13 protein-coding genes and 3 pseudogenes are annotated in these 13656 nt (G+C 70.9%); 8 read left to right on the top strand and 8 right to left on the bottom strand.

The genetic code is table 11. From position 1 onward, the window contains the following. The coding region (locus FNH04_RS28100; RefSeq protein WP_152788587.1) for a LamG domain-containing protein at nucleotides 1-681 on the top strand (681 nt) is incomplete at its 5' end. Nucleotides 682-702: 21 nt separating this feature from the next. On the opposite strand, the gene FNH04_RS28095 is transcribed toward FNH04_RS28100, so the two are convergent. Continuing rightward, a complete protein-coding gene (locus FNH04_RS28095) occupies nucleotides 703-3189 on the bottom strand; it encodes a DUF4132 domain-containing protein (RefSeq protein WP_152788586.1) in 2487 nt (828 codons plus the stop codon). Between the two features lie 6 nt (nucleotides 3190-3195). Continuing rightward, nucleotides 3196-3588 (bottom strand): hypothetical protein, encoded by a 393-nt coding sequence (locus FNH04_RS28090; RefSeq protein ID WP_152788585.1) that lies wholly within the window; start codon nucleotides 3586-3588, stop codon nucleotides 3196-3198. A 257-nt stretch (nucleotides 3589-3845) separates the two neighbouring features. Between FNH04_RS28090 and FNH04_RS28085 the strand changes: the two genes are divergently transcribed. The 6 genes from FNH04_RS28085 (at nucleotide 3846) to FNH04_RS28065 (ending at nucleotide 8361) form a co-directional block, all read left to right on the top strand. Further along, the gene (locus FNH04_RS28085; RefSeq protein WP_152788584.1) at nucleotides 3846-5225 is read left to right on the top strand and encodes an FG-GAP and VCBS repeat-containing protein; all 1380 of its coding nucleotides are present in this window, start codon (nucleotides 3846-3848) and stop codon (nucleotides 5223-5225) included. 171 nt (nucleotides 5226-5396) lie between these two features. Further along, complete coding sequence (locus FNH04_RS28080; RefSeq protein WP_152788583.1) at nucleotides 5397-5804, top strand: VOC family protein; 408 nt, start codon at nucleotides 5397-5399, stop codon at nucleotides 5802-5804. 109 nt (nucleotides 5805-5913) lie between these two features. Continuing rightward, a complete protein-coding gene (locus FNH04_RS47970; protein WP_228031656.1) occupies nucleotides 5914-6327 on the top strand; it encodes a hypothetical protein in 414 nt (137 codons plus the stop codon). Then, entirely contained in the window at nucleotides 6324-6836 is a 513-nt protein-coding gene (locus tag FNH04_RS47965) for a thiol-disulfide oxidoreductase DCC family protein (protein WP_322724052.1), read from the top strand. The genes FNH04_RS47970 and FNH04_RS47965 overlap by 4 nt, the downstream gene beginning before the upstream one ends. Before the next feature lie 10 nt (nucleotides 6837-6846). Next, nucleotides 6847-7656 (top strand): TetR/AcrR family transcriptional regulator, encoded by an 810-nt coding sequence (locus FNH04_RS28070; RefSeq protein ID WP_322724051.1) that lies wholly within the window; start codon nucleotides 6847-6849, stop codon nucleotides 7654-7656. Between the two features lie 90 nt (nucleotides 7657-7746). Next, entirely contained in the window at nucleotides 7747-8361 is a 615-nt protein-coding gene (locus tag FNH04_RS28065) for a Uma2 family endonuclease (RefSeq protein WP_152788582.1), read from the top strand. A gap of 32 nt (nucleotides 8362-8393) precedes the next feature. On the opposite strand, the pseudogene FNH04_RS47960 reads toward FNH04_RS28065, so the two are convergent. The 4 genes and pseudogenes from FNH04_RS47960 to FNH04_RS28045 all read right to left on the bottom strand — a co-directional run. Beyond that, nucleotides 8394-8522, bottom strand: a pseudogene (locus tag FNH04_RS47960) (ATP-binding protein); the annotation flags it as partial. Next, nucleotides 8479-9130, bottom strand: a pseudogene (locus tag FNH04_RS28055) (RNA-guided endonuclease InsQ/TnpB family protein); the annotation flags it as partial. The pseudogenes FNH04_RS28055 and FNH04_RS47960, both read right to left, overlap by 44 nt. Nucleotides 9131-9233: 103 nt before the next feature. Continuing rightward, on the bottom strand, nucleotides 9234-10592 hold the full coding sequence (locus tag FNH04_RS28050) for a metallophosphoesterase (RefSeq protein ID WP_152788581.1): 1359 nt from the start codon (nucleotides 10590-10592) through the stop codon (nucleotides 9234-9236). A 16-nt stretch (nucleotides 10593-10608) separates the two neighbouring features. After that, nucleotides 10609-10851, bottom strand: a complete 243-nt coding sequence (locus tag FNH04_RS28045) for an SCO4848 family membrane protein (RefSeq protein ID WP_152788580.1) — start codon at nucleotides 10849-10851, stop codon at nucleotides 10609-10611. A gap of 91 nt (nucleotides 10852-10942) precedes the next feature. Here FNH04_RS28045 and FNH04_RS28040 point away from each other — a divergent pair, with 91 nt between their 5' ends. Beyond that, nucleotides 10943-12304, top strand: a complete 1362-nt coding sequence (locus tag FNH04_RS28040; protein WP_322724049.1) for a D-alanyl-D-alanine carboxypeptidase family protein — start codon at nucleotides 10943-10945, stop codon at nucleotides 12302-12304. A 1-nt stretch (nucleotide 12305) separates the two neighbouring features. On the opposite strand, the gene FNH04_RS28035 is transcribed toward FNH04_RS28040, so the two are convergent. Then, complete coding sequence (locus FNH04_RS28035) at nucleotides 12306-13184, bottom strand: YihY/virulence factor BrkB family protein (RefSeq protein WP_152788578.1); 879 nt, start codon at nucleotides 13182-13184, stop codon at nucleotides 12306-12308. Between the two features lie 320 nt (nucleotides 13185-13504). After that, nucleotides 13505-13656: pseudogene (locus FNH04_RS49490) on the bottom strand (decaprenyl-phosphate phosphoribosyltransferase); the annotation flags it as partial.

Here is a 13656-nt window from a genome sequence, read left to right as displayed (position 1 = left end):
TCCCTCTTCCGGGAGAACTTCGACCGCCTCCCCCTCGGCCCGGTCACCGAGGGCCGCGGCTGGACCACGGACGCGTCCGACGGCACGCTGACCGTGGCCCGCGGCACCGGCGGCCACGGCCGCGAACTCCGTATCCGCACCGAGGGCAACGGCCGCGCCTTCCTCGTCCTCCCCGACCTCGCCCTGCCGGGCAACAGCGTCTGGGCACGACTGCGGCTGCGCGTGGCCGAATTCCCCACGGCGCCCGACTGGGCCCACTGGACCATCGCGGAGGCCTCCGGCTCCGACTCCCCCACGCTGGTCCGTCCGCTGGGCGGCCAGTACGCCCCCACCGACCGGGGCAACTTCTGGGGCGTCGGCTCCGATCTGGGCCCCACGGGCGACTGGACGGCCTGGAAGACCTCCGCGCCGGCCACCGCGGGGAAGTGGCAGTGCGTCGAGTTCCACCTGGACGCCACGGACAACCGCGTCACCGTCTACCTGAACGGCGTGAAGCAGTCCGACCTCACGGTCTCCACGAAGAACCACGGCGGCACGGCGGACGACTTCGTCTTCCCCACCTTCGACAAGCTGAAGCTCGGCTGGCAGCTCTACCAGGCGGACCCCACCCCGTCGTCGTACGACGTGCGGCTGGACGACATCGCGCTGGGCACACGCCGGGTGGGGGGCTGCTCGTCCTGACGCCGGCCGCCCTCCCGATGACTACAGCTGGCTGAGGATCGTGGGATCCGTGATCTCCGTGTCCTTGGCCAGCATCATCGCCTTGCTGAGGATGACGGCGAGCGTGCGGTCGCCCTCGTACGGGAGGTACCCGGCCTGTGGGCCGCTCATGTTCGATTTCGGCACGATGCAGAGGTACTGGTCGTTCGGCGTCCTCAGGATGTTGCCCGAGCCGAGGTGGATCTTGTACGTGTGGCGCTCACCCTTCACGTGCAGGAACCGGCCCTCCAGGGTGCAGCGGTCGGCTATCGCCAGGCGGGGTATCAGCCGCTCCAGCAGCGCCCGTCGGGTCTCGGCGCTCTGGTTCAGCTCGCCGAAGCCGTACGACGACCAGTACTCCCGGAAGCGCCCGCCGGGGCCGCCGTCCTGCCAAGCGGGGTCGTTGCCGATACTGGCCACGCCCACGAACAGGTCGACGTCACGCAACACTTCGGAGAGGACGAGCGGCGGTATCTCGTCGAGGGGGACGGGCTCGACGGGCTCCTGCCCGTCGCGGAGCCACATGTGGTACTCCTCCCCGCCACAGCAGTGCGCCGAGTTCTCCGGGGCGTCGACCGGGTAGAAGCGCACCTGGTCGGTGCGCAGCCGCAGGAAGGTCCCGGACTCGGTGGTGTCCACCCCGTACTCCTCCCCGTCGCCCTGGACCCAGTACTCGGCCCGCAGCCCCCACTGCGGCAGCTCGCGCGTCGCGGGCGGCGCGGAGTCGTCGACGCAGAGGCGGAGCTTGTTGCGCCATCCCCGCACGGCGGCCAGGGAGTGGAACTGGTGCTGCCGCACGATGTGCGCCGCGAACCGGTTGGAGTAGGTGTGGGTTGCCCGCTCGGCGTCCGTCAGCAGGTAGACCTCGCGGTGGGCCTGCTTGAACGGCTGGGTGATCCGGTGCCGCTCCAGCCAGTCGCGCCAGGCGACGATCTCGGCGGGTTCGCGGCCGACCGGGTGCCAGAGGCTCACCTCCGACCCGCCGTCGACCGGGTCGTCGGTGAGCGTGCGCAGGGCCCCGTCCGCGTAGCCCACGGTCGTGCCGTCGACCGTCCACAGCAGTCGGCGTGCGAGGGCCCCGACAAGCGGGTGGTCGAGGTAGCGCTCGCGCCAGGTGCCGTGGGACCAGGTGCGGCGGGCCAGGAACTGGCGGTCCAGCCGCTCGCTCTGCGCGCTGAGCATCCTGTCGATGTCCTTGACGGCGGCCTTGAGCTCCTTGAGCTCGTCGGCGTGGTCGCGCTTCACCGCGGCGGGCACACTCTTGACGGGTTTGCCCGCGGCGTTGCGCCAGCCGAGGACCGCGCGGGTGCCGTGGACCTCGACCAGGGCGGTGACATCACCGAGCCGGTGCTCCGCGCGCCCCACCTCGGTGAGCCCGTACGCGGGAACGGCCAGCTCCTCGATCTCCTCGCGGCTGAGCCCGAGAGCGGTGGCGCGGTCCTCCAGAGCCGTGTCGACGATCTTCGCGGTGGCCTTGTACGTGATCCGGGTGGCGAGCCGCGCGAGCTCCGCGAGGGCGGCCTCGCTGTCGATCCGCGCGAGGGCGACGACCCCGGCGTTACCGACCTTCGGGTTGCGCGGCCCCATCCCGGCGACCTTCTTCAGCGAGGTCTCGACGAGCGCGCCGAGTGCCCGCGCGGTGTCCGGGTGCGGCGGCAGGAGGGAGAGCAGCCAGGCGAGCCCGCGCAGGGCGTTGGCGTTGTACGGGTCGTAGGCGCTGTTGACGTCGGCCTCGTACGGTCCCTCTTCGAGCTCGAACGTCCGAGGCCGCCCGACGAGGGCGAGCCAGGACACAACGGCAGTACGCACACGCTCGGCGCCCAGGGCATCGATGAGCCCCTGGGCCTGCTGATCCCACTTGGCACCGGGCTTGGAGGCGGTGGCGCCGGCGACGTGGGTGAGCAGCGCACGCCATTCAGGCGCCTCGGTCCCCTCGACATCGGCCAGGGCACGCTCGGCCCACTCCTCCCCCACGTTGAGGACGGGGACGGACTCGGGCAGCTGCCTGACGAGCTCGCGGATGTCACCGGAGCGGTAGGCGTCCAGGGAGGAACGCCGGAAGACGGCGACGACGGCCGGCGCGAGTGTCCGCCCGGCGGCCAGCTCCGCCTCCGCCAGGACCTCGAGCCGGGTCGCGTACCAGAGGGAGTGCTGCCGCCCGATCCGTTCGAGCTCCTCGACGCGCTCGGCGGAGAGCGGATCATCGGGGAACCCGCGGGAGATGATCCCGACGAGGGTGAGCGCGTTGCGCCGCGCGTTCGGACCGGCCTCGGTGGAGTGGTACTGCTCCACGAGGGTGTCGCCGAGCCGCTGCCGCACCTCGACGGGCAGCTCACGCAGCAGCTGCAGCAGCTCGTCCCAGGACTCGTCCCAGTGCCCGTCATTGATGGCCGCGGCTTTCAGCAGGTCGACGGCGAGGGCCCGGAAGTCCCCCTCACCGACACGCTGCCGCACCAGTGACTTGCAGTTCTTGACACGCGCGTAGGCCATCGCTCCTCATCCCCCCACCAGCGGAACCAGCTTGAGAAACACGACCTCGGTCCCGAGCGCCAGGTCGATCTCCTCGTCGAGCCCGGTGATCTGCCGGTCCCCCACGAGCACCAGGAACCCGTTCCCGGCGAAGGCGGCCAGCGCGAGCTCGGTCTGCGCCTCGGGGTCGATCCGCCGGCGTGTCCGCAACGCGTACCCGTTCAGCACCCGCTCGGCGTCCACGGGCTGTACGAGCCCGTGGAACACCTCCGGTGTGCGCGCGTTGTACTCGGCGACCTCCTGGAACACCCGCCGCCTGACCAACTCCCGCAGCGTCAGCCGCTCCTCGGCGACCTCGAGCTCCCAGCCCGCGCCGCGTCCCCCACTCGTCGTCTCGTCGACGAACGTCACCGTTCCCATGGCGAGGACAGTAGAGGGCACCACTGACAACCGGGGTCGGAGAGGCAGCAGAGAAACCTCTCCGGCCCCGTACAACCCTCGTATCCCTCAAGGTGTCTTCTCTGTATGTCTGTCCGGCGCGGCGGCGAAACCGCCGGCTCTCCCGGCGCGCCACACCGCGCCCCGACCGCGCGCCACCCGTGCGCGCCCGACCCGGACAGGCACCACCAGACGAGCGCGGGCCGTCGAGCGTGCCCCGCGCACACAGCAGGAGACGCATGTTCACGCGCAGGAATCTCCGCCTGACCCTGGCGACGGCCACGGCCGTCTCGCTGACCGGCGGGCTGCTCACCTTCTCGGTGGGCGTCGCCGACGCGGCCACCCCGGCCAAGTACGCCGACGACTTCAACGGCGACGGCTACCGGGACTACGCGGTCACCGGCGACGGTGCGTTCACCGTGACGTACGGGACCGCGACAGGGCCCGGCACCGAGAGCGCCACCTTCACCCAGAGGAGCCCGGGCGTCCCGGGAACGGCCGGTGACGCGGGAGGCTTCGTCGACACGTTCGGCGAGGATCTCGCGGCCGCCGACCTCAACCGTGACGGGTACGCCGACCTCGCCGTCGCCGACAGGTCCGAGAAGGTGAGCGGCAAGGTCGCCTCGGGTGCGGTCACCATCATGTGGGGGGCGAAGACCGGCCTCGGCTCCAAGGCCACCCGCCTCCCCGTCAAGGCCAAGTCCCACCAGGGGTTCGGCAACGAGCTCGAGACCGGCGACTTCAACGGCGACGGCAAGGCCGACCTGGCGGTCGCCGACGGCATCGACACCGTCCGCATCTACCGGGGCGGCTTCTCCCAGTCCGGCACGACGGGGCAGGTCACCAAGCACACCCCCAGCCCGAACGTGACCGATGTCCTCGAACCCACCGGCCTCGTCGCCGGAAAGGTGACCAAGGACAAGGCCACCGACCTGTACGTCCTCGGCCAGGGCTACCGGAACGACAAGATGACCCAGGACGCGTGGTTCCTGCGCGGCGGCTCCACGGTCAAGTCCGGCAAGCTCACGAAGATCAACAACTCATCCCCCGACTACGACCCGACGGGTGTCATCGCGGACTTCGACAAGAACGGCTACGGAGACCTGGCCGTCAGCGACACGCCGTACAACAAGGGCGCGGGCTCGGTCGTCGTCGTACGCGGCGGCGCGAGCGGCCCCACGACCACGTACCGCCTGACGCAGGCCACTTCGGGCGTCGCGACGGCAGCCACGAAGCACGACTCCTTCGGCGCCGACCTCTCCGCGGGCGAGACCAACGGCGACGGTTACCCGGACCTCGCCGTGGGCGTTCCGGAGGAGAAGGTCGGCTCGGCGGAGACGGCGGGTGGTGTCCACATCCTGCGGGGTGGCCCCCGGGGAGTGACCGGCACGGGTTCCCAGTGGTTCACGCGCGCCACGGCGGGCGTCCCGGGCAGCCCGAAGGAGATGGAGATGTTCGGACTCGCCGTCCGCCTGCGCGACCTGGACGGCGACGGCGACAGGGACCTGCTGGCCGCGGGCGACAACGACGAGCTGAGCCTGCTCTTCCCGGCGGGTGCCTCCGGCATCACGACCGGTTCCGTGACGGAGCTGGGTCTTCGGCCGAGCTTCCCGCAGTAAAGGACCATCGCGCGCCGTCGCCATGGGGTGATGGCGCGCAGCCCGCTCGGCGTCGGGGCCGACCGCACGCGGTCGGCCCCTCGTCGTGTTCGCCGGCCGGAACGCGGCAGGCGGGTGACACCTTCGCGGCAGGTCCCGGCCGGGGCCGTACCCGGAACCTAATCTGATGCCATGTCAGATGACGAGTCGTACGAGCTGCTCGGGCTCGACAACGTGCTATTGCCCGTGGGGGATCTCGGGGAGGCCGTGGCCTTCTACGGGCGGGCCGGGCTCGAGGTGGCGTTCCGGCTGGACGAGGCCGGGATCGTACTGCTGAAGGTGGGGAAGGAGGCGCCCGGGCTCCTGCTCCGGCTGGAGGAGGAGCTGGGGCGCCGGCAGCCGGTGTGGGCCTCACCGCGCGTGTGGCTGGAGGTGCGGGACGCGCGGGCCGCGGGACGGGCCCTGGAGGCGGCGGGCATCCGGCTCCTCGACGCGCCCTCCCCCGTCGCCACCGGCTGGACCGTCGAGTTCGCCGACCCCTGGGGCAACGTCATCGGGTTCACGGACTACAGCAAGCGGCCGGAGCTGGCACGCGGCTGATCCCCCTCCGGCGCGCTCCCCCACCCAAAACCTCACTTGAACATGTTCAAAAGCAGGAGTACGGTTCCGTTCCAGAAGCTTTTGAACGTGTTCAAGAAGGGGTGGGGACATGGACCTCACGGTCGTCGCGTACGCCATCTACCTGCTGGTCAGCGTGGGGCTGACGGTCTGGGTGGCGCGGACTCTGAGCCGGAACGGGCGGATCTTCCTCTCCGATGTGCTGCGCGGGAACGAGAATCTCGCCGACGCCGTCAACCACCTGCTGGTGGTCGGCTTCTATCTCGTCAACCTGGGCTTCGTCGCGCTCTATCTGAACCAGGACGGCCAGGTCGCGGACCCGCGCGGGGTCTTCGAGGCCGTCTCGTCGAAGCTCGGCGTGGTGCTGCTGGTCCTGGGCGCACTGCACCTCGGCAACGTGTTCGTGCTGAACAAGATCCGGCGGCGCGGTGTCATGGAGCGGGAGCAGGTGCCGCCGGTCGGGCCGCAGGACTGGGCCGCTCCGGCGACCGGGGCCGGGGCGTGACGGCGGTGGCCGACGCGACCGTACGCGACCGGGACGCCGCGCGCGTCCCGGTCCGCGGGCTCACCGTGCTGTACGACGCGCAGTGCTCGCTGTGCCGGTTCGTCCGGGAGTGGCTGGGGAGGCAGCGGCAGCTGGTGCCGCTGCGGTTCGTGGCGGCGGGGTCGGAGGAGGCCCGGAAACTCTTCCCGTCACTGGACCACCGGGCCACCCTCGACGAGATCACCGTCGTCGGGGACGCGGGGCAGGTGTACCGCGGGCCCGCCGCCTGGATCGTGTGCCTGTGGGCGCTGCGGGAGCACCGGCCGCTCGCCCACCGGCTGAGCACCCCGGCCGGAACGCGGCTGGCCAGGGGCGCCGTACTGGCCGCGGCCAGGTTCCGGGAGTCGCAGGGCCGGAGCCGGTGGGGCGGGGGTGCGTACCCGAGGGGTGACGGGTGGGCCTACGACCCGCGGTACGGGTGGACGTACTCCCCACCCGCCTGCGACAGCGGTACCTGCGCGACTCGTTAGGCTCTGTCCCGTGCCAGCAGTTCCCACAGGGCCCGGCAGCAGCCCCGGGCCGCCCGAAGAGGACCGTACGCCCGCCCCGAGCCCTGCCGACGGCACCGTTCCGGCCCCGGCGAAGGGTTCCGCGAAGTCCGAGCAGACCCGCGCGCTGATCCTGGAGACCGCGCTGCGGCTCTTCCAGGAGCGCGGGTACGACAGGACGACGATGCGGGCCATCGCGAAGGAGGCGGGGGTCTCCGTCGGCAACGCGTACTACTACTTCGCCGGCAAGGAACACCTGATCCAGGGGTTCTACGACCGGATCGGCGCCGAGCACCAGGCGGCGGTCCGGCCGGTCCTCGAGCGGGAGACGGACCTGGAGGCGCGGATCGCGGGGGTCCTCAAGGTGTGGCTGGACGTGGCGGCGCCGTACCACGAGTTCGCGGCGCAGTTCTTCAAGAACGCGGCCGACCCGGACAGTCCGCTCAGCCCCTTCTCACCCGAGTCGGAGGGGCCGCGCGAGGCGTCCATCGCCATCCACCGGGAGGTGCTGGCCGGGTCGAAGGCCAAGGTGCCGGAGGAGCTGCGGGACGTACTGCCGGAGCTGATGTGGCTGTCCCAGATGGGGCTGGTCCTGTACTGGGTCTTCGACCGGACGGAGGGACGCGAGCGCAGCTACCGGCTCGCCGAGCGGGGGGCCCGGCTGACGACCAGGGGGGTCTCGCTTGCCCGCTTCCGGGTGCTGCGGCCGCTGGTCCACGAGGTGCACGAGCTGTTCACGGACTTCCTGCCAGGGATGACCCGGGTGCTTCCGGACCCAGGGAGCGTGGGGAAGGACGGGTGATCACTTTCGGGTGAACGCCGTCGAACGGACACTCCGGCACCCGACCTGCCTACGATGATGCTCTCGACACCAGCCCCTAGGAGGCACGCGATGTCCGCTGCATCCGTCGAGCAGCCCTTCGACGACGAGCCGTTCTCGCTCACGGCCATCGCCGACGAGATCATGGAGCGCCATCCGGGCTACCGAGTCGAGATCATCGGAGGCCACCTCCTCGTGACCCCATCACCGGATGCCCCCCACGCCGTCGTCCTGACCGACCTCATGGTCCCCTTCATCGCCTCCGGGCTGCATGGCGCGGGAACCTATGTGCTCCAGAACGTCGGCCTCTGGTTGCCCACCGGCGCCGAGGACTACGCCATCCCCGACCTCGTCGTGGTGGACGCCGACATCGACGACCACTTCGTCGAGAACAACGCGTACGACCCGGTCTGCTTCCGCCTCGTCCTGGAGGTCACCTCCGGCAACTGGCGCGACGACCTGAAGACCAAGGTCGCCGCCTATGCCGAGGCGAAGATCCCGGTCTACGTCGTCGTCGACCGCAAGCACCAGCGCCTCCACGTCCTCACCGACCCGGACGGGAGCGAGTACGGGAACCACCGCGTCCACGCGCCCGGCGAGACCGTCACGCTGCCCGACACGATCGGCGCCAAGGTGGGCCTCGACGTGGAGCAGATCATCAAGGCCGGTCAGAAGAAGGGCGACTGACCGCGTCCGCCTCTCCCCGCCGACCGGGAACGTCAGGGTCCTACCGGCGGAGCGACCAGCGCCCACACCGTCTTCCCGTGCCTGCCGCGGCCCCACGCGCCCCAGGCGACCGCGATGTTCTCCACCAGGTGCAGTCCGCGCCCGTTCTCGCCCCACTCCCCCCACCTCCCGTGGCCGGACCCCGACCGCTCCTCCTCTCCTCCTCCGAAGGTTCTTCGCCGCGGTCACGTCCCGGTCATGGGCCGTGCCGCAACTGCCGCACGTCCAGGTGCGGACGTTCAGCGGCATCTCCGGCTGGAGGGTGCCGCACCGTGGAGCACAGCTTGGAGGAGGGGAAGAAGCGGTTGACCGCGACCACGTCCCGCCTACGGTCGGCGATCCGCGCGTGGATCTTCGCGACCTTCTGCCGGGCCTTGCGCCGGTTGGCGCCATCCCCCTTGGCCTTGCGGGACAGCTGCCGCTGAGCCTTCGCCAGACGCTCGCGGTCACGCCGCTCATGCCGGGGGTTGGTGATCTTCTCCCCGGTGGAGAGGGTGAGCCGATGGTCGAGGCCGACGTCGATACCCACCGCCGTACCCTTTGCCGGGAGCGGCTTGACGGACGGGTCCTCACACAGCAGGGAGACGTACCAGCGCCCGGCGCTGTCCCGGCTCACGGTCACCGTGCTCGGCGCCGCCCCCTCAGGAAGGGGACGCGACCAGACGATGTCCAGCGGATCGGCCATCTTCGCCAGCGTCAGACGGCCGTCACGGAACCGGAATGCCGCGGTACCCCCACCCCCGCCTGAGGGCGGGGGTATCCACGGAGGAATCCAGTCTTACCATCGGGCCTTCCCAGGCGCTCGGGCGCGTGCTGTTGACCGCTGCTGACGCTCAGGCCTGCTTGGACGCCAGCTGCACGACCGTGATGTCGGACGGGGCTCCCACCCGTACCGGAGGCCCCCACGCGCCCGCGCCACGGGTGACGTACAGCTGGGTGTCGCCGTAGCGTTCGAGGCCCGCCAGGGTCGGGTTGGCGGCGTTCGCGACGAAGTTCATGGGCCACATCTGGCCGCCGTGGGTGTGGCCGGAGAGCTGGAGGTCGACGCCGTGGTCGACGGCCTCGTGGATCTGGACCGGCTGGTGGGCGAGGAGGACGACGGGCCGCGAGGTGTCCCGGTCGCCCAGCGCCTTGGCGAAGTCGGGGCCCTGGCCCTCGTCCTCGCCCGCCACGTCGTTGACGCCCGCGAGGTCGAAGGCGGGCAGCTCCCGTCGGGCGTTCTCCAGGGGGTTGAGGCCCAGCCGCCGCACCTCCTCGACCCACTCCTCGGCACCGGAGAAGTACTCGTGGTTGCCGGTGACGAAGTACGCGCCGTGGCGGGCCGTCAGCTGCCGCAGCGGGGCGGCCGCGGGGCCCAGGTCCTCGACCGAGCCGTCCACCAGGTCGCCGACCACCGCGATGAGGTCGGGCTGGGTCGCGTTGATCGTGTCCACGACCTTCTGGGCGAAGCCCCGGCCCAGCATGGGCCCGAGGTGGATGTCGCTGACCACGGCGATCCTGAACCCGTGGGCCGCGCGCGGGAGTCTGGCCAGCGGCACGGTGACCCGCTTCACCTCGGGGCCGCGCAGAACGCCGTACGTGCCGTACCCGACGGTCCCGACCGCGGCGGCGGCCACGGCTCCGCCGACCACGCGGGAGACGAAGAGACGGCGGGAGGGGTCGGTGGAGGCGGGGGCCGGGGGTGTGGACCGTCCCTGGGATTCGGCTTCGGATTGCTCGGACTTCTGGAGGTCCTGGGGCCCTTGGGGCTGTTGGAGGCCGGCCGGCGCCGAGGGGTCGGCGGGTTCCAGCGGCGTGGGGCCGGCCGGGACCGGCTCCGCCTCACGTACCGGTACGGGCTCCGTCGCGGCCGCCGGTACCGCCGCCTGCGCGCGCCGCTCCACCAGACGCCGTACGAGCGGCCGTACGAGCTCTCCCGCCAGCAGCGCCAGCAGCAGGTACAGGGAGAACGCCAGCCACATGAAGCCCGGCCAGCCCAGCACCTGCTGGAGCCAGAAGGGAGCCCCTCCGCGCTCGGCCGCGAACGCCACGACCAGCAGCACCGGGCCCCCGGCGAACACGGCCGCGCCCACGCGCCGGGCGGTTCCCGGCCCACGTGTCGTGTCCCGCACCAGGCGGCGCCAGGCGTACCAGTGCAGGGCTCCGAAGGCCGCCAGGACGGCCACGGCAACGAGTATGAACAAGATCACCATTCCGCCGTACCTTCCGCTATGAAGTCCGCCGCAGTGCGCGCAGTCCGCGCAACCCGATGCCCCCGATGACCGTCCCAAGAACAAAGGAGACGACGGCGAGCGTCAGGTGAACCCAGAAGTACGCCGTCGGATCGCCCGCGTCGTCGAACGCGAGCCCGCTGCCGTCCTTCCAGAGGTTTTTGACGAAAGTGATCCAGATGACCCAGCTCCACACCCCGAAGGCGAGCAGGAACCAGGAGAGGGGGCGGCTGAGCTTCATGGCTCCAGTATCGCTGTCCTCGGTTCGGCTCCGGCGCCCGGGTTGGGACGTCGGTGGGACATCGCTGGCCGGGCCATGTACTTTCTCGATCGTGCCCGCCACCAAGAAGACCGCCAGGCGATCCCTGCTGGTCACTTCCGCCACCCTGTTGTCCCTGTCACTGACGGCTGCCCCGGTCCTGGCCGCCCCAGGAAAGCCCTCACCCAGCGCCACGGGCTCACCCAGCACGTCGGGTTCACCCAGCGCCTCGGGTTCACCCGACGCCTCGGGCTCACCCGGCGCGTCGGGTTCGTCCAGCGCGTCGCCGTCGGCCACGCCTCCCGCGAAGATGTCGACCGTCGGCGGCGAACGGCTCGGCATGCCGGGCACGCAGGCCGACCTGGGGACCGGCGCCCCCGTCCTGCCCAAGGACATCTCCGCCCGCTCCTGGATCGTCGCCGACGCCGAGACCGGTGACGTCCTGGCCTCCCACAACGCCCACTGGCGGCTGGCCCCGGCGAGCACGCTGAAGATGCTCTTCGCGGACACGCTGCTGCCGAAGTTCAACAAGGAGGAGAAGCACAAGGTCGTGCCCTCCGACCTGGCGGGTATCGGCGCGGGCTCCAGCATGGTCGGCATAAAGGAGGACGAGACGTACACGGTCGAGGACCTGTGGCTCGGTGTCTTCCTGGCCTCCGGCAACGACGCCGTGCATGTGCTGTCCGCCATGAACGGCGGTGTCGAGCAGTCCGTCGCGGACATGAACGCGCACGCCGAGGAGCTCCAGGCCCTCGACACGCATGTCGTCAGCCCGGACGGCTACGACGCGAAGGGCCAGGTGTCGTCGGCGTACGACCTGACCCTCATCGCCCGCTCCGGCCTGCAGAAGAAGGACTTCCGGGACTACTGCTCCACCGTGCGCACCAAGTTCCCGGGCGAGACGAAGAAGAACAAGAAGGGCAAGACGACCCGCAAGACCTTCGAGGTCCAGAACACCAACCGGCTGCTGACCGGCGACACGGACGTCACCGCGTACCAGGGCATCGCGGGCGTGAAGAACGGCAACACCACCAACGCGGGCGCCACCTTCACCGGGGTCGCCGAACGCGACGGCAAGGTGCTGCTGGTCACCGTCATGAACCCGGAGAAGAAGGAGCACAACCGGGTGTACAAGGAGACCGCCAGCCTCTTCGACTGGGGTTTCCAGGCCGCCGGCAAGGTGACGCCGGTGGGTGAGCTGGTGCCGCCGAAGAGCGCGGACACCGATGCGGGTGCCCAGCCCGGGGCCACGGCGTCCGCCACGTCGTCCGGTACCGGCGGCAAACCCGTGGCCGCCGCCACGTCCAGCGGGTCGAGCGGTATCGGTATCGCCCTGGGCATCACCGGTGGTGTCCTGGTGCTGCTGGCGGGCGGCGTGTTCCTGGTCAACCGGCGCTGGCCGCTGCCGGAGCTGATGCGGCGCCGGCGGAGCTGACCTACGGGGCGGGGCGCTCTCCCGGCTCCGCCTCCTTGCTCCCCGTCGCCGTCCAGGCCGCGCAGTACAGCAGCAGCTTCGCGGTGAAGTTGATCCACAGAAGGAGGGCGATGGGGACGCCGAAGGCGCCGTACATGCTCTTCGAGGCGATGCCCTGCAGATAGCCGCTGAGCAGCAGCTTCAGCAGTTCGAAGCCGACCGCGCCGATCAGCGCGGCCACGAACAGGCGGTGGCGCGTCGGCTGGACGCCGGGCAGCAGGGTCAGGACGTACAGCAGGAGCAGGAAGTCCGCGAGGACGGCGATGGCGAAGGCGGCGATCCGGAGCAGCACGCTGCCCCAGCCGTTCCGTTCGAGGCCGATCTGGTCGGAGATCCAGCCGACCATGGCGGAGGCGACGGTGGAGGTGGCGAGGGTCACGAGGACGGCTCCGCCGAATCCGAAGAGCAGTCCCGCGTCCTTGGCCTTGCTCAGGACGGGGTTCTCCTCCTTGTCCGGCTTCTCCCACACGGCGCGCAGGCAGCCCCGCATCTCGCCGACCCATCCGATACCGGTGAACAGCAGCAGCGCGCCCGCGATGACCCCGATGGTGCCCGCGTTGTCGACGAGTCCGCCGATGTCCAGCTGGTCGGAGATGCCCGGCACCTGTTCGGCGAGCTTGCTTTCGAGGTCGCGCTGCTGGTCCTTGCCGAGGGTGGCGGTGGCGACGACGGCGCCCAGGGTGAGCAACGGGAACAGCGCCAGGAAGCTGATGAAGGTCATCGCCGCGGCGAGCCGCGTCCACTTCACTCGGTCCAGACGCTCGTACGACCGCCACGCGTGCGTGGTCATCAGCCGTTCCGCCAACGGGCCGACACCGGGGAGCCTTTTCAGCCAGTCCATGATCCGACTCTGCCCCCTTCACCTCTGCCCTCATGCCGGAAGACCATGACCGAGTACCCCGGAACCGCAGGACAGTGGCCATCGCCCTGCCGATTCCGGCGCAGTTCACGGTCTCGGCGCGCCGTGAGGTGAAGCCGAGACGGATGGGCCCCCTGGGGAGCGCCTCACCAATGGGCCACCGCCAGGCCGTAGATGGCGAGCCACAGGATCCCGATGAGGGTGAGCGCACGGTCGCGGAGCACCACGTCCTCCGGCTCGCCCGCGGTGCGGCGGTCGGCGAAGACGGCACGACCGGTACGGGGACCTCTCCGGCGGCGACGGGCGGTGGCGCGGGCGGTGAACAGGACGAGGACGAGCGGGAGTCGGGTGAGGACGCGGACGGAGAACAGCTCTCCGGCGGCCGCGGGGGCGGCCACGACGAGGACGTTCTTGACCCACCGGCGGGGGCGGGCGGTGCGGAGGAGGCCGAGGC

Origin of the sequence: Streptomyces phyllanthi, from assembly GCF_009377205.1 — a bacterium.
In the GTDB taxonomy this organism is placed as follows: domain Bacteria; phylum Actinomycetota; class Actinomycetes; order Streptomycetales; family Streptomycetaceae; genus Streptomyces; species Streptomyces phyllanthi.
Note: the sequence above shows the minus strand (reverse complement) of the source record. Positions and strands in the feature narration are given on the sequence as shown.